The sequence below is a fragment of the Thalassolituus sp. genome (assembly GCF_034111725.1).
Classification (GTDB): Bacteria; Pseudomonadota; Gammaproteobacteria; order Pseudomonadales; family Oceanobacteraceae; genus Thalassolituus.
In genome coordinates, this window is sequence record NZ_JAWUWR010000051.1 from 1 (window position 1) to 16,575 (window position 16,575).

General features: G+C 47.0%; 13 protein-coding genes. 4 read left to right on the forward strand and 9 right to left on the reverse strand.

Annotated elements, in window-relative coordinates:
* Positions 1 to 394: hypothetical protein (locus tag UXZ23_RS08180; RefSeq protein ID WP_320820114.1), on the forward strand; the 394-nt coding region annotated here is incomplete at its 5' end.
* A gap of 66 nt (positions 395 to 460) precedes the next feature.
* Here the strand turns inward: UXZ23_RS08180 and UXZ23_RS08185 are convergent.
* The 6 genes from UXZ23_RS08185 to bioB form a co-directional block, all read right to left on the reverse strand.
* Positions 461 to 1,078, reverse strand: coding sequence for a TetR/AcrR family transcriptional regulator (locus UXZ23_RS08185; RefSeq protein ID WP_320820115.1), 618 nt, complete (start codon positions 1,076 to 1,078; stop codon positions 461 to 463).
* Between the two features lie 143 nt (positions 1,079 to 1,221).
* Complete coding sequence (locus tag UXZ23_RS08190) at positions 1,222 to 3,012, reverse strand: acyl-CoA dehydrogenase C-terminal domain-containing protein (protein WP_320820116.1); 1,791 nt, start codon at positions 3,010 to 3,012, stop codon at positions 1,222 to 1,224.
* 170 nt (positions 3,013 to 3,182) lie between these two features.
* Positions 3,183 to 4,988, reverse strand: a complete 1,806-nt coding sequence (locus UXZ23_RS08195) for an acyl-CoA dehydrogenase C-terminal domain-containing protein (RefSeq protein ID WP_320820117.1) — start codon at positions 4,986 to 4,988, stop codon at positions 3,183 to 3,185.
* A gap of 211 nt (positions 4,989 to 5,199) precedes the next feature.
* Entirely contained in the window at positions 5,200 to 6,087 is an 888-nt protein-coding gene (locus tag UXZ23_RS08200; protein ID WP_320820118.1) for a putative metalloprotease CJM1_0395 family protein, read from the reverse strand.
* Between the two features lie 23 nt (positions 6,088 to 6,110).
* Positions 6,111 to 6,362 carry a flagellar basal body rod C-terminal domain-containing protein gene (locus tag UXZ23_RS08205; protein ID WP_320820119.1) on the reverse strand — a complete coding sequence of 84 codons (252 nt, stop codon included), beginning with the start codon at positions 6,360 to 6,362 and terminating at the stop codon, positions 6,111 to 6,113.
* Between the two features lie 104 nt (positions 6,363 to 6,466).
* A complete protein-coding gene (gene bioB, locus UXZ23_RS08210; RefSeq protein WP_320820120.1) occupies positions 6,467 to 7,531 on the reverse strand; it encodes a biotin synthase BioB in 1,065 nt (354 codons plus the stop codon).
* Positions 7,532 to 7,587: 56 nt separating this feature from the next.
* Between bioB and UXZ23_RS08215 the strand changes: the two genes are divergently transcribed.
* The 3 genes from UXZ23_RS08215 to UXZ23_RS08225 all read left to right on the forward strand — a co-directional run bounded on the left by UXZ23_RS08215 (position 7,588) and on the right by UXZ23_RS08225 (position 9,908).
* On the forward strand, positions 7,588 to 8,319 hold the full coding sequence (locus UXZ23_RS08215; RefSeq protein WP_320820121.1) for a ComF family protein: 732 nt from the start codon (positions 7,588 to 7,590) through the stop codon (positions 8,317 to 8,319).
* 71 nt (positions 8,320 to 8,390) lie between these two features.
* Positions 8,391 to 9,374: a serine/threonine protein kinase gene (locus tag UXZ23_RS08220; RefSeq protein WP_277289548.1), complete on the forward strand. Its 984-nt coding sequence runs from the start codon at positions 8,391 to 8,393 to the stop codon at positions 9,372 to 9,374.
* Positions 9,375 to 9,407: 33 nt separating this feature from the next.
* Positions 9,408 to 9,908 (forward strand): outer membrane beta-barrel protein, encoded by a 501-nt coding sequence (locus UXZ23_RS08225; protein WP_320820122.1) that lies wholly within the window; start codon positions 9,408 to 9,410, stop codon positions 9,906 to 9,908.
* 93 nt (positions 9,909 to 10,001) lie between these two features.
* Here UXZ23_RS08225 and UXZ23_RS08230 read toward each other — a convergent pair whose 3' ends face one another.
* From UXZ23_RS08230 to UXZ23_RS08240, 3 genes are read right to left on the reverse strand one after another with little or no spacing between them, the layout of a single operon-like run.
* Complete coding sequence (locus UXZ23_RS08230; RefSeq protein ID WP_320820123.1) at positions 10,002 to 11,366, reverse strand: DUF1329 domain-containing protein; 1,365 nt, start codon at positions 11,364 to 11,366, stop codon at positions 10,002 to 10,004.
* A gap of 35 nt (positions 11,367 to 11,401) precedes the next feature.
* A complete protein-coding gene (locus UXZ23_RS08235) occupies positions 11,402 to 13,297 on the reverse strand; it encodes a DUF1302 domain-containing protein (RefSeq protein ID WP_320820124.1) in 1,896 nt (631 codons plus the stop codon).
* 20 nt (positions 13,298 to 13,317) lie between these two features.
* A complete protein-coding gene (locus UXZ23_RS08240; RefSeq protein WP_320820125.1) occupies positions 13,318 to 16,302 on the reverse strand; it encodes a hypothetical protein in 2,985 nt (994 codons plus the stop codon).
* Positions 16,303 to 16,575 lie beyond the last annotated feature (273 nt).

Consider the following 16,575-nt stretch of genomic DNA (forward strand, 5'->3'; position numbering starts at 1 on the left):
GACCCTGTATCAAGATGTAATGCAGGATCTTGAACTCAAAGACTCAGTGGATATTTCTTTCCCTGATCTTATGAGCAGGTTTTGTTCAACAAAAGTTAATGGAAGGCAAAAGCTTCTTGAAAAGATTAGGAATCGTTTCGATTACTGTTTGAAATTTCATGAACTCTATCGAGGAGCAACTAGATTTCATAGAGAACTTGCTCCATTTTGGATGATTCAAGACATAATAACAACCAATTGGGACGATTACTTTGAAAGGGAATGTGACGCTATTCCAATTGTGACTCCTGAAGATTTTGCATTTTATAAAATAAAACAGCGAAAAGTATTTAAGATTCACAAGCGCCGTGCTGATAAAAGTCGTCGCGCAGGGCTAGTTACAAACCCCATTTGATGCTGTTGAGTTAACTACGTGAGGACGGGTGCCGCAAGGCACCCGCTGATCGACAAGTGACTAAACTTAAAGCTTACCGCTCATTAGCACCTGAATAAGACCCGGACGAGAAAGATCGGCATATAGCGCTGATAATTCTTCAGGCGTTTCTCTGAAGTCTTCGCGAATCCAACGCACGATCACCGAAAAAGACGCTCCCGCCAAGAAATCCACGACATAATGAATCTTACTATCGCTGCTGATCTTTAATTTGTGAGCTTCAACAAAACGATCGATCACATGGCCAACATAGCGCTTAAACTCATTCAGCAAAATCGCTTCGACATCCGGCGCTACCAATAAGCGAGCTAAATCTGCATGCTCCTGCCACTGGCGAAACATAATCGTCGCAATCTCAGGATCAACCGTCGGCGAAGCCGTCAGAATTGGATCAATTTGCTCGGCAAATTGTAAAAACATTTGCTCAATGTAATAACGTAGTAAATCGTCTTTGGAGCGAAAATGTAGGTAGAACGTGGGACGAGCAACACTTGAATGCTCACAAATATTGGCAACCGAAATTTTTGAATAAGGACGCTCTGCCATTAACTCCAGCAATGTATTGATGAGCAGACGGCGCGATCGCTCTACCCGCTTATCAAGTTCTTTGTTCATTTCGCTTAAACGCTCCATGTGTATCGACATCAGCCATCATAGTGTTATGTAGTCGCAAGTTTACCTTATTAGGTGGCCGCTAAGAATGGTCAGCCGCTGCCAATCCTCAGATCAATTGCCCTAACAAGCAAAAAAACCGCCCGAAGGCGGCTTTTTCATCATTGCTTCAGCGCTTACGCCGTTACAAATAAAGCTTCGTCTAATTCATACAGGCTTTCTGAACCACCTTTCACAACAGCACTTAAACCGATGTAACGAGGTAATACACGCTTGATATAGAAACGAGCAGTTGCCAACTTAGCTTTGTAGAAGTCTTCATTTGCTTTAGGCAAAGAGACAACAGCCATACGCGCCCACACAAAGGCGTATGCGGCATAACCAAACACGTGCAAGTATTCCAGAGAAGCTGCACCAATTTCGTTTGGATTGCCCTGAGCTTGATCGATAACCCACTGAGTAAGATCTGCTAGGTTTTCCATAGCAGCCTTCAGAGGCTCAATAAACTCAGCAGCTGCAGCATTTTCAGCCTGACTAGCAATGAAGTCGTTAACATCTTGCTCGAACAATTTGAAGAACGCACCGTTATTACCAACGATCTTACGTCCCATCAAATCTAATGCTTGAATACCGTTAGTGCCTTCATAAATCTGAGTAATACGGATATCACGTACATACTGCTCTTGACCCCATTCACGAATGAACCCGTGACCACCAAATACTTGCTGACCCGTGATCGCGACTTCCAAAGAAGTGTCGGTCAAAAATGCTTTAGCAATTGGCGTTAACAAAGCCAACATAGCATCAGCGTGTTTTTTCTCTTCTGCATTATCAGAGAATTTAGCACGATCTAACCAACCGGCCACGTAGGTCGAAAATGCACGACCACCTTCGTTGAACGAACGCATGGTCATCAGCATACGACGCACATCTGGATGCACAATAATCGGATCTGCTACTTTATCCTTAGCAACAGCACCTGTTGGTGCGCGACTTTGAATACGATCTAACGCATATTCAACCGCATTCTGATATGACGCTTCTGCTGCACCAACACCTTGGATACCAACACCTAAACGTTCGTAGTTCATCATAGTGAACATGCATGCTAGACCTTGGTTTTCATCACCCACCAGCCAGCCTTTAGCGCCATCAAAGTTCATCACGCAAGTAGCAGAACCTTTGATACCCATCTTGTGTTCGATCGAACCACAAGACATAGCATTGCGCTCACCTAGAGAACCATCATTATTTACCAAGAACTTAGGCACTAAGAACAATGAAATTCCTTTTGGACCAGCAGGCGCGTTTGGTAATTTAGCCAACACCAAGTGAATGATGTTCTCGGCCATATCATGCTCACCCCAAGTGATAAAAATCTTGGTGCCTGACACTAAATACGAACCGTCAGCTGAAGGCTCAGCTTTGGTGCGAATAATCCCTAAATCTGTACCAGCATGAGGCTCGGTTAAATCCATTGCACCCGACCAAACGCCAGAGTACATATTCGGCAGATACTTTTCTTTAAGTTCTTGCGAACCATGAGCGTTCAACGATAAGCAAGCGCCAGCGGTTAGCATCGGTGCTAAACCGAATGCCATGTTTGAGCCTTGAACCATCTCTTCAACTTGGCCAACTAAGGTTTTCGGCATGCCCATACCACCGAACTCTGGGTTACCACCCAAGCCGTTCAAGCCAGCATCTACGTAAGTTTGATAAGCATCCTTAAAACCAGGAGCGGCCGTTACAACGCCGTCTTTCCAAGTTGAGCCAACTTCATCACCTTCGCGATTAATCGGTGCCAGCACTTGGCTCGCGATCTTACCGCACTCACCCAGAATGGCGTCCGCGGTTTCCATATCAACCGCACCTTCCAATCCAGCTAAAGAAGCCCACAACTTATCTGCTTCAAATACTTCGTCTAGAACAAAGCGCATATCGCGCAATGGAGCCTTGTAATCTGCCATGTTTAACCTCGTTTTGTCGTTAACGACCACCAGTCGCGAGTCAAGATGTCCAGCGAATAGCTCAAAAGGCCGCTATTTTAACCACTATCCAGAGAATGGGTAGTAAAGAAAGTAAAAAACCGCGCCGGCATTATGGCCAAAGCGCGGTTTTCTTTATCAATAGATCAGAATTAGAACGCGAAGTGTTCTTCAGCCAGATCCATAAGACTGTCAGCACCCGCTAGCATAGTCGCTGCGTGTGCTTTAGTACGTGGCAAAATACGCGCGAAGTAGAACTTAGCGGTTGTTAATTTAGCCTTGTAGTAGTCTTCTTCAGTGGTGCCGTTAGCCAATGCATCTTGTGCAACTTTAGCCATACGAGCCCATAGGTAACCCAATACGGCATAACCAGAGTACATTAGGTAATCAACCGAAGCCGCACCCACTTCATCACGGTTCTTCATAGCGGTCATACCAATCTTCATGGTCAAATCGCCCCACTCTTTGTTCACTTCAGCCAATGGCTTAACAAGAGCAGCAAGTTCTTCGTTGCCTTCTTCAGCTTGGCAGAACTTGTGAACCATCTTAGTGAAGTTACGCAGTGAACCGCCTTGAGTCATCAGAACCTTACGGCCTAACAAGTCGAGTGCTTGAATACCGGTAGTACCTTCATAGATTGTAGAGATACGAGTATCACGAACAATCTGCTCCATACCCCACTCAGCGATAAAGCCATGGCCACCGAATACTTGCATACCCAAGTTAGCTGATTCCAAACCGCTTTCCGTTAGGAATGCTTTAGCAATTGGCGTTAAGAAGCCCAACAGTTCATCAGCTTCTTTACGTTGCTCTTCAGTTTCGCCTTTGTTAACGATATCGTTTTGCTGTGCTGCCAAGTACACAAGTGCACGGCCACCTTCAGCGAAGGCTTTTTGGGTCAACAACATACGACGTACATCTGGGTGAACAATGATAGGATCAGCCGCTTTTTCAGGCGCCTTAGGACCCGTCAATGAACGCATAGCCAAACGGTCTTTTGCGTAAGCCAAAGCACCTTGGAAAGACGCTTCAGACGCAGTTGCACCTTGCAATGCAGTACCAATACGAGCGGTGTTCATAAAGGTGAACATACAGTTCAAACCTTTGTTTTCTGGTCCGATCAACCAGCCTTTAGCACCGTCGAAGTTCATAACGCAAGTAGCGTTACCGTGGATACCCATTTTGTGTTCGATAGAACCACAGATCAGCGTATTACGCTCACCTAGAGTACCGTCTTCATTTGGTAGGAACTTAGGTACGATGAATAGAGAAATACCTTTAGTACCTTCTGGTGCACCTGGAAGGCGAGCCAACACGATATGGACAATGTTGCCAGACATATCGTGTTCACCAGCAGAGATAAAGATCTTGCTACCAGTGATTGCGTAAGAACCGTCAGCATTTGCTTCGGCTTTAGTTTTCAGAATGCCTAGGTCAGAACCACAATGTGACTCAGTTAGACACATAGTACCTGTCCACTCACCTGATACTAATTTAGTCAGGTAAGCTTCTTTTTGATCATGAGTACCGTGCAATGCAATGGTGTTCATTGCGCCGTGCGATAGACCTGGGTACATACCCCAAGACCAGTTAGCAGTACCAACCATCTCTGACATAACAGTGCCAAGAGATTCTGGTAGACCCTGACCGCCGTGCTCAACATCGTGAGCCAGTGAAGGCCAGCCGCCCTCAACAAACTTAGCGTACGCTTCTTTAAAGCCTGCCGGCGTCGTAACAGAACCATCGTCGTTACGAGTACAGCCTTCGATATCACCAATGCGGTTCAGCGGAGCCAATTCTTGCTCACAGAACTTCGCGCCTTCAGTCAGAATCGCATCAACCATGTCTGGTGTTGCAACATCTGCAAAAGCAGGAATGCTGGCATAATGACCAGGCATATCCAATAGTTCGTCCATTACGAACTTAATTTCACGTAGAGGAGCTTTATAATCTGGCATTAGGGTGACCTCGTTGCCTGTAATGTTCTTGCAGCTAGGCTGCTGTTTAGGGTTTGGATCAGTCAAACTGATCTAGATTCAAACAAGTGTTTGAAACATACGTTCGCATTGACCAATTGTCAAGCCCACCTGCGACGGATCCGTGCCATAAAAAAACCGACTGACGTCGGCTTCTTAATCGTTTTGTTTCAGTATCACGATCTAAATTGGATCAGGCTTCATCATCAAGTAGAGAACCCGCTTGCACAGCTGGGGGCTGAGTAATGCGCAGTAAAGTCTCGTTTATACGGCGTAATTTTACATTAAACTCAGCAAAGCGTTCGGCGGCACTAATGCGTTCCTGCTCGTCATCACCGCCACTCTCAGCTTCTTTTTGCGTTTTCTTCGCCGCTTTCAATTCTGCATCTAATGAGGTCTGCTGATCCGACTTTTTAGATTGTTCTAGATTAAGTAAATCTTGCTGCTGTTGGACTAACTCGCTACGAGCCTCCGCCATGCGCTGAGTCGCCATCGCTGCCACACGTCGATCTTGAGCCGATGGCTCAGCGGGCGCTAACGCTGCTCTGCGCACTTGTTGCATCTTAGCTAAGGTTGCTTCAGGGTTGCCGCTAACTTGTGATACATCGATAGATACTTCACCGGCAACCGCATAGCGCGCACCGTCTGGTCCTTGTTCAAAAGTAAAGGAGGCGGCCCCTGCCAACTCACCACCAACACTCGCGTGGGCTTGTTCATGCGAACGCACCTCAAGATCTCGTTGGCGCAACTGATTCAGTTCGGCGAGTACAGCCTCCTCTAAGGATGTCTCAGAATTTCTTTCGGAGCTTACTTCCGCTGCTACATCTTCGCTATCAACCGGTTTAGGTTTCGGTGAAAGCGAATAGGTATCAGATTCTTTGCGCTTACCAAATACAAAAGCGCCTTCTTCCGACGAAGCGACAGAACCGATGGCAACGATATCTGGAGAATATAGGCTTTCATTGGTGGCAGGCTTACCCGTCAGCGAGGGACGAAGTGAAGGATCAATAGAATACGATACAGCGCCGACCAAGGAACCGGAAGGTGTTGACGAACCGGAAACACCGACTGAAATTTGCATGCTAAAATCTCACGCTCGACCAGCTAGGCCAATGTGTCAATAAGTGTGCCCAACTGTTGATCTGACGCTTGCATTACTTTCGCATTGGCATCGACGGCTTGCTGACCTTGCTTCATGTCAGTCATGGCCGAGGCTAAATTGCCAGTTCCTTCAACAGGACGTTGGGTAGTTGCATCTGCAACCGTTTGCGCGGCACGTTGTACTTGGTCAGAACCTTGGCTAACGCCATAAGATGCTGTTGTAAACGCAGAACCAGTAGTTGACCCGATATTCATATGCACCTCGGGATGTTGATGTATCTGTATACAATTTAACCAACATTGAATTTAAACGCTACCCAAAAGCCAAGGCTAGATAGCGTTTAGACGCATTTGTCATATTAGACAGCTGATGCGTTATAGAAAAGCTCTTTGTCCGCGCTTACGGCTGCCGGTTGAACCAAGATCTCTTCCAACTCTTGCGGGGCTTGAGTGACTTTATGGTCGGAGTTAATACCCAATTTACGGAACAAGGCTTGGTCTTTGTTTGCTGCTGGGTTTGGCGTAGTAAGTAGGCACTCACCATAAAAGATCGAATTGGCACCCGCAAAGAAACACATGGCCTGCATTTCTTCGCTCATTTCTTCACGCCCAGCACTCAAACGCACATGGGATTTAGGCATCATTATACGTGCAGCAGCGATCGTGCGAATGAAGTCGAGTGGATCTAAATCACCTTCGTTTTCCAATGGCGTGCCAGCAACCTTAACCAATTGATTAATTGGTACTGAGTCCGGATGGGCCGGTAGATTCGCTAACTGCACCAGCAAACCAGCGCGATCTCGGTGAGTCTCTCCCATACCCAAGATGCCACCAGAACACACCTTCATTCCGGCATTGCGGACGTTAGCTAAAGTATTCAAGCGATCAGAATAAGTCCGCGTGGTAATAATTTCGCCGTAATACTCAGGCGAGGTATCAAGGTTATGATTGTAATAATCCAACCCTGCTTCAGCCAACGCGTCGGCTTTTTGATTGTCCAACATACCGAGCGTCATACAGGTTTCTAAGCCAAGCTCTTTGACGCCCTTCACCATTGCGATCACATAGGGCATGTCTTTCTCGCGTGGCGAACGCCAAGCCGCACCCATACAAAAACGATCAGAGCCTGCAGCCTTAGCCGCTTTTGCTTTTTCAATAACCGCTTCGACCTCCATCAGCTTTTCTTTCTCAAGCTTGGTATCGTAGCGCGCGCTCTGCGGGCAATAAGCACAATCTTCTGGGCAAGCACCGGTTTTAATCGACAACAAGGTGCTTACTTGAACGGCATTGGGATCAAAGTATTGGCGATGAGTCGTCTGGGCACGGAACAGCAGATCATTAAAAGGAAGCATTAGCAGTTGTTCAACTTCTGCCACCGTCCAGTCATGACGGATATCGTGGGTATTCTCAGCTGCATGCGCCATGGTGTAACCTCTTAAAACTAAATGCTGTATCACTACCACGGATGATAAAGATACTCATGAATTGGTCAACTAGATCAAGATTTATCGCTAACAACTGGTTGTTTTTTAATCAAGCATTAAAGCAGACTAGCGTCTGCCTCTACTGCTTAGCGTCTGCACCAGAAGAAGGAATCATCTGCAACGAATGCCGCGACGCCCTGCCCAAACAAGGATTGTGTTGCGCGCAATGTAGTGAACCAACAACCCAGCCCGGACGTTGCGGCAAGTGCCAACAGCACCCACCGACTTATCACTACAGCCACTGTAATTTTCATTACCAAGCACCACTCAGCGACTGGATTCGAAACTGCAAAGACAAACATAATGGCTTTTGGCTCAAATATTTCATTCGCTGGATGATAGACAATCCGCCCAATAGTCTCGATAGCATTGATGCCCTAGTATACATACCCAGTGACCGCTGGCGCTTAGCCCGGCGCGGCTTCAATGTTAGTGAATTAATCGCGCGTAAACTTAGCCGCGAGTTTGATATCCCCATTATTGAAGGATGTCTGCAAAAAAAATACGGGAAAGATCAGCGTGGATTGAGCGCGCAGCAGCGACGAACTCAACTTAAATCCCGATTATTAGCGGGGAGCAAAAATCTAACTAACAAACACGTCGTAATTATCGACGACGTGATGACCACTGGCGCAACAGCGGATCTCGCCGCGACTCACCTGCTCCATCAAGGTGCCCGACTAGTGGGAATTTGGTGCTTGGCAAGAACATTACCAAACAACAAATAATGTCGGCTAACAGCGCTGTCTGCTTGAGCATAGAACAGGCATAATGGCGCTCTTTTAATAGAGGTAACATTATGTCGTCTCATCCGTACGCCACGTTAACACCCGAACGTGTTATGGACGCCGTCGATTCACTTGGTTATCTCTGCGATGCTCGCATCTTAGCTTTAAATAGTTACGAAAATCGCGTCTACCAAGTTGGTATCGAAGACCAACTGCCACTAATTGCCAAGTTCTACCGGCCTGGGCGCTGGAGTCGCGCAGCGATTGCTGAGGAACATCAGTTTTTATTCGAACTCGAACGCGAAGAGCTTCCTGTGGTTGCTCCTATTTTGCATGGTGGCGAAAGTGTCTTTGAGTTTGATGGCTTTTATTTTGCGTTATTTCCTCGCCGCGGCGGACATGCGCCAGAATTAAGCAACGAAGACGACTTAGAATTATTAGGACGTTGGCTTGGGCGCCTACACAACATTGGTAGCCGCAAGCCGTTCGCCGAACGCGCGACTATTCGCGGAGGTGACGACATTCGCCTCGCCGCAGAACAAGTACTTAAATGCGGCTTAATGCCCGATGACTTTCGTCCCGCTTATGAATCATTAATTCGAGATTTACTAGCCCACATCGACCAGCAATATCCGGCTGATAAACTTAAAACGTTACGGCTACACGGTGACTTACACACAGGAAATTTATTACTGCGTGAAGATGTTTTACACATGGTCGACTTCGATGATTGCATTCAAGGCCCTGCGATGCAGGATATTTGGATGTTGCTTAGTGGTGATCGTGCGGAACAACGCCAGCAATTAATGGTCATTAGTGAAGGCTATGAAATGTTTCGACCATTCCCTAACCACGAGCTGCGCTTAATTGAGTCTTTGCGCACCGTGCGAATTGTACGTTACGCAGCTTGGCTATCGCAGCGCTGGGATGACCCCGCATTTCCTATTGCCTTCCCTTGGTTCGAAGGGCACAGGTTTTGGTCTGAACACCTTTTATCACTGCGCGAGCAACTAGCCGCATTGCAAGAAGAACCGCTTTCTATTTCTGTTTATTGATACAGAATTTCTGCAATTAAATAAGGATTTATCATGAAAAAGACCCTTGCACTTATCACTGTCTTAACGACCAGTTCTCTTGTGATGGCCGAAGAGCAAACGTCTTCAGACCTGGCCAATAATCTCTATATTGGCGGTACACTAAGCCATAACATGGTGGATTCTGCCTTTGGCGATGGTAGCGTCGACGCTCCCGGTTTTGGCTTATTCCTTGGCTATAAGTTAAACGACGACATGCCTGATATCGATACCAGCTTAGAAATTGGCTACAGCCAAACCGATGAATTTTTCGATGGTAGAAATAATGAAATTAACGGTATCTGGGTTGCTGCGGTTGGAGAAAAACGCTTACCTGAAATCAGCCCCAAAGTCTCGGTATTGGCTCGTCTTGGTTTAGATTTCGGGGACGACGATGGCATATTGATGGGCGCAGGCATGGGCTTCCACCCATCTGATCGCGTTGCTCTGCGTGGTGAGTACCTGAATAAAGATTCATCCAGTGTTATTCAACTAAGTGCCGTATTAAATTTTTAATACTGGTCCAATTCGCTGATTAGCATGTAATTACATAAATAAGTCACAATAAAAAAGGGCCTTTCGGCCCTTTTTTATTCTGTCGAGAGCGTGTTAACGAACACCTTCACGACGCAAGGCTGCTGGCGTGTAATCTGCCTGCGAACGCTTGAAGTTATACTCGTAACCACCGTGTTCTTCGCTATCTAAGCCGAGTACTAGGTAGCGACCAGAGGTTAAATCATACAAGGTTTCAACGGAATACCAAGGCACGTTTTGATCGTAGTACATTACGTTATGAGATTCAGCAACGCGCCATAAAGAACCACGACCGTCGTAGTGGTCAATCTCAGTCGCCTGCCATGTATCTTCATCGAAGTAGAATACGCGCTTAGCATAGATATGACGCTTTCCTTCTTTTAGGGTTGCAGTCACTTTCCACACACGATGCAATTCGTAGCGAGTTAGATCTTGGTTAATATGACCTGGTTTTACGATATCGCTATCTTTCAACTTACCGTCTTTCAAAGCGTAAGAGTTATACGGGATATACACTTCCATTTTGCCATCTAGTTGCCAGTCATACCGATCTGGAGAACCGTTGAACATATCGAAGTTGTCCGCTGTACGTAAACCATCTGATGCTGTACCTGGTCCGTCATAAGCAACCTGAGGAGCACGACGTACACGACGCTGACCCGCGTTATAAACCCATGCTTTACGAGGCTCTTTTACTTGGTCGAGAGTTTCGTGAACCAATAGTACGTTACCCGCTAAACGAGCTGGTGATAGCACGTCTTGCTTAAAGTAGAACAAAACGTTGGCATCAACATTGGGATCGTAATCCGTCAGTTTATTGCGGAACGTGAACTCATCTTGAAAGCGCACGACGGTGAAATCACCATTAACTTGCGGAGTAGCTTGACCAACTACACGAGCAACACTGCCGCCGCGATAACGGGTGATATGGTTCCATACCACTTCAACACCGCTTTGTGGGAATGGGAAAGGAGCGCCTTCTACGAAGTTGCTCAAGCCATTACCGTCATCCAACAATACAGTTTCAGTCGCATTGACCTTTGTCGCTGCGTAAATAGCCTCAGGATAACCTGAGGTGCGGCGAGTTTCATACACTGGCATTTTGTAAGTATCTGGATACTTAGCAAACATCGCTTTCTGACCATCAGTTAAATTCGCTGAATAATCTTTGTAGTTTGCTGCGGTAATCACAAACTTAGGCTTATCTTCAGGAAATGGGTTAGTAATTTTACCCTTCGCATCCAATCCACCCTTACCAACAGGAATACCACCTAACCACGCAGGAATATTACCTTCCGCTTTTTTGATTGCACCCATTGGAGTGAACTCATCGCCACCCAACTTTGCGGCTTGCTCCGCGGGAACACCTGCATTAGCGCCGGCGATCATCAGGGACAGCGCTACAGCGCCGCCCCATATTTTTGCTTGTTGTTTAAACATAATAAACCTCTGTAAATCGGATCTGATCAACACACTCAGAATGAATATTTAGCTGACAGACTAATGTTGTCGCGGTCTTTAAGTTGGTTGTACTTACCACCAGAGAAGTTGGTGTAAGACACATCAACAGACGTTTGGTTTAGGTACACAAACGACACACCTAGGCCAACAGTCAAACGATCATCAATGAACTGAGAACCGGGTTCAGGACCATTACCTTTATCAAAGGCAACCGACATATTCGGAGACATGTTGACGCCAGCAAATGCGTTGTTGAAGTCCATACCACCACGTAAACGGATACCGCCGGATAACTTGGTCACATAACCATCGTCAGAACAGTTGCTTGTATTGACGTTTGCAGCAGAACCGCCGTCTGTACAGAAATTGGTGTCGCCACCCAAATCCCAAACGCCATCGTTATTACCGATACCATAAGCACCAGAACGACCATAACGCGCATCATCTGTATCTGGTAAATCAGGAATAAAGTTCAAACCAAATTCGGCAACCAATGAAATACGGTCTGCACCGAAGGCACGATCGAAGAATTTGATAATGGTGGTTTGCGCCTGCCAAATATCAATTTCGTCATAGCCCTTAGCAATTTCGCCGTAAAGATCAGATGCAGAACCACCTTCTTCAGCACGCTGTTGGTACAAGCGGCTGTATGGCGCACCGTTACCAGAAAGGATTAACTCAAAGGCGTTCCACTGAAGTGGCGCATCTGGCTTGTAACTGATTTCACCACCGATAGACATACCGCTTTCAGTGCTACGCGCAAAACTCACACCCATAATCTGGATGTCTTCTGGGTAAGCAATTTGATACAACGGACGGTAAGTGTCGTAAGTAGCGTTGGTGTTAACCTGCGCACCTGTTGTACCTGTGATCGTCCCGGTAGAGTCATAGTTCGTGACAGCACCGTTGATGAACGGGGTACGGCTATGAATATTCATATAGTACAAGCCAAATTCCGTATCACCCAGTGCTTCGGAGTACCAGCGTAAGGCAGCACCAAACTGACCAGAGTCTTTCGGCTGATCATCAGGCAAGCGCTCAGTAACAGGAGACACACGAGATGATAAAGGCACACCCGCATCAATTTCAGCTTGGCGGAACGCTAACATATCGCGTTCATCCGCGATGCCACCAAGAATAACTGGCGCGCATCCATCTGCTATGAAATCAACGGTAGAAAAGAAAGTACCGCAAGGGTCAGTACGCGTCTTTTCCCACTCAAGTTGATAAAAGGCTTCTAACGTTACATCGCTGGTAATACCGATAGAGGTATAGGCCATACTAACGGGTAGCAAACCTTCTTTAACTTCAGCGCCCGGCTTACGGAAAGCAGACGCATCCACTGGGTTGATACTGTTAATGCCGCCCTGAATAAAGGTACTCTCACCCCAACTCAAAACCTGACGACCTAAACGGAATGTTACTGGCGTATCGCCAAGATCATAGTCGGCCCACACATAAGCATCTAATAACTCGGCACCTTTACCCGCTGCATTCTTGCCAGCATCGTTAATTGGCTTGAAATCCGTATCCTGATCCATCAAAGCCGCATCGTAATACGCACGACCACGGAAGAAACCACCATAGTTTTTGTAGTTCAACTCAAGGTCTGATGAGAACTTCAAAACATGAGTATAAACATCGCCCTGACTGTAGTTCAACGTACCATCGTCATAGTTGTACGAAGAACCTTGACCAGTAAAACCAAAATCACTGCCGTTGGCTGGCATGATCTGATCTTTATCTCGATCTTCTACACGCCACGCAATACCGTAACTGATGGTGTTATCAAGCTGGGCGCTGAAATCGCCAAAGTTAAATTCAACCGCATGAGCGGCGCCCATTGCGCTGGTCAATGCCAGTGCTAATGGGGCTTTCTTAAATACTTTATACATAGCTTTGCTTGTCATCTTTTTATACTCCGCAAGGCTTAATTAGATGTTTCGAGAACAGATGTGTCTTCAACAACAAACCCTTTCTGATCGCCTGGCAAACCTAAAAGCTGGGTTGCGCCATATGGATCAAAGAAAGTAATAATTTGTTGGAAGGTTTCAGCAAACACATCCTGCGGATCAGCAGAAGAGAAAGTGCTGTGTGTACCCTGAGCAATGCGAACATTGGCGCGTACAATCGAGTCATTCGCGGCATTCGGGAAGTAGTACTGTGGATCCATGTTAATCGCACCACCTTCAACGGCAGTTTCCTGCGTTACAAAGGTCGTAATACCCATTTCAGTTACTAGTGGATCTGTACCGGCTAGATACGATTTAGATGTATCTAAGACTGGAGTTAGCGCATTGTTAGGAACCACCTGATCAGATAATTCATCAGCGTCACCCTCGATACCAACGTCTTCGTATACAAGAACCGGAAGCGTTTCTAGATTCGATGCGAAGTTAATCGGATCAACAGAATCAATAGACGCCTGCAAGACACTAAAGAACGACTCGATACTGGTTGAACCCTGAGCAATACCAGAAGCTGCCAAACCACCTAACACTCGCGCACCAATGGTTGGCGAGTTTTCAAGTAACTTAACAACACCACCACCTGGATTACCTAAAGCAGCGGCTTTAACCAATGGTAAATCAGAGTTGTAGGCTTGCACTGAAGCATCGTTATTCACCGCTAAGAAAGTCGTACCAATGATGCCGCCCAGTGAATGACCGATAAAATAGACGTTCGCAGGATCTAAATCATCTGCAGTGCCATCAGCATTAACATCCATATCACCAATCGATGCGTTCAGGTTCATCATATCGAGAACGGTTTGACGCATACCATCACGCAAACGCGAGAAGTTCTGCAAGTTGATGTATAGCTCTCCAGAAGACCCGACAGAATCCGCTGTTACTGGATCACCATTAGCGTCTAAAGCACCGTTAAAGACCATAGCAATATTCGAGCTATCAGCAGCTTTTGCCACGTTATTGTGACGTTCTTTCAGTGCTGCCAATTCAGGAGCATTTTCGGCACCAACCGCAGTCACCCACCCCGCACGTGCCGCAGCAAATGGGCTATTGGTTGACACGTCAGCTGCCGCGACTTGCTCAACGTTGAACAAGCGCACTGAGTTCGCTTCGCTTTCATTATCGAGTGGAGCAACACCGTGCATAACATGGTCAATCGCAACCATAGCAATACACTGACCAGCCAATGCATTACCGACTAATACGCCAGCCGTGCGATCAACCGTGATACCGTGCTGGTAAATCACAACCGGCCAACCGTCAGCAGGCTTACCAGAGGCTGGACCTGCGCCGTCTGGATCACAGCTAGCATCAGGCATAGTCACCATAACCGGAATTACAGAGTCGCCCACTTTGTCAGCAAAAGGGAACCGATAAGTAACGTTGAAAGAACCGTTAACGTCTTCCGGAGCACCATCGAGTCCCAAAGCAATCGCAGCATCATTGCTACCCGTCCAGCTACCTAAACTAGCGTCAGTAACACCAGCTTCGGAATCAGCTAAAAACGATGGGATCTCTAAGGCACCTTGGAAAATATTGCCACCAGACGATAAGGCTGCAACTTGTGCAGCGACAGTCGAGCTGAGATCCGAAGCCAATTGAGCATCGACAGCCGCCTGAATAGTCGCTTCATCAGCGCCATCCAATGCTGGGTTTGCACGCACTTGAGCTTCAATCGCTGCCGCTACTATTGGCGTTAACTGAGCGGTCAGTAGCGTGTCGTAAGGAACAGCAACTGGCGTCGTTGGAGCTGATATAATCGGCGCATATGTGCGGGATTGTGGGCGATCAACGATAGAGTCGATGCCTGCACCACTGCCATCAGCAATAACAGTAATCAGACCTTTATAGTAGCTAGGGCTTAAAGTACTGCTAGATTTCAAAACAGTACGAGTGGTGCTGTCGATTGGCAAACCAGCCATCGTAGCAGCGTTGATTTGTAACGCGACACCTTGGGCAATAGTGTCGAGCGTTCCGGCTGCAGTAGCATCCGCCGTCGCTTGATCGCCACCACCACCGAGAACAGTCGCTACCACACTCGCAGTAATCGCCGCTTCAGCTGCATCAACCGTGGTGATCTGTGTTGTTAAGAAGGTTGCCGGAGCAGCCATTGCGTTAAGAACATCAACCGTACCACCGGTAGTAAAGGCATAGCTCAGTACCACATCGTCTTGAGTAACTGCATTGCTTGTTGCCACGGCAAGGAAGCCGCCCGCAATTTGTTCCCAACCTTTAACAGCGGCACGAACCGGAGCCAACGCAGCAGACGGCAACTGTAAAGAGCCACTTAATAATTCGTATTCTGCCGATCCTGTTACCGCTTCACCGCTCGCGGATGTAATACTGTTCGTCATCGCAACGATGTACTTAGTTTTTGGATCTAAAGGCGTTTTCGGCAAAATCTGAATTGCGTGCGTTGCGCCACCATCTAAGGTGATATAGCGAGCGTCATAATCAGTACCACCAACTGGTTGGTCAGAAGCCACTGGAGATGCGCCGCCATTCGCAATAATCGAAGTGATGTCTAACGCATCGATAGCAGCGTTGTCTTGAGCATTTTTCAGTTTGATCAAAAATACAGTCTGGCCGGCAATAACGCTTTCAGGAGCTAACGCAGCGTTAAAGTTGACGTAGAACGCCGCAGTATTAGAGAAACCATCAAGCTTGTTGATCGCTGTCGTCACTGGTGGCGTTGTATCTGCAGTATTCGCCGTACCATCGGAAGTCGATGCATCAGCAAACAGCAAATCAATGTTAAGTGGCAGCTTACGGCTACCTGCAGAGAAAATTGGGGCAACGCTATTTGGCGTTGATCCTGCACTTCCGGCTGTTACTGGAGAAAGGTCTATCTTGTTATTATCACCTTCCACGCTACTAATATTACAACCGGCCAGTCCTGCGGTCGCTGCTGCAACGGCCAGACTGAGGAGAGTCTTCTTCACCATATTGCTACCTGTATGAGTTTTTATGGTTATCGGTAAACATCGTGTACATGGACGATCCACATACGGACATGCTACCGACTATAATCTGGCAGACACGCACCCTCATCACTCGAAAGTATGATTCCTTGCGTAAGCACAGCTCATTTTGTATCTGATCGTAATCAAACATAGTTGAGATATTGAAAGGTGACAAACCCGACACCCGCTTTCGGACTGTGATTTACCTATCCCTTCCACTAGAATGGACGCCGTTTATTACTCAGTGTTTGCAGG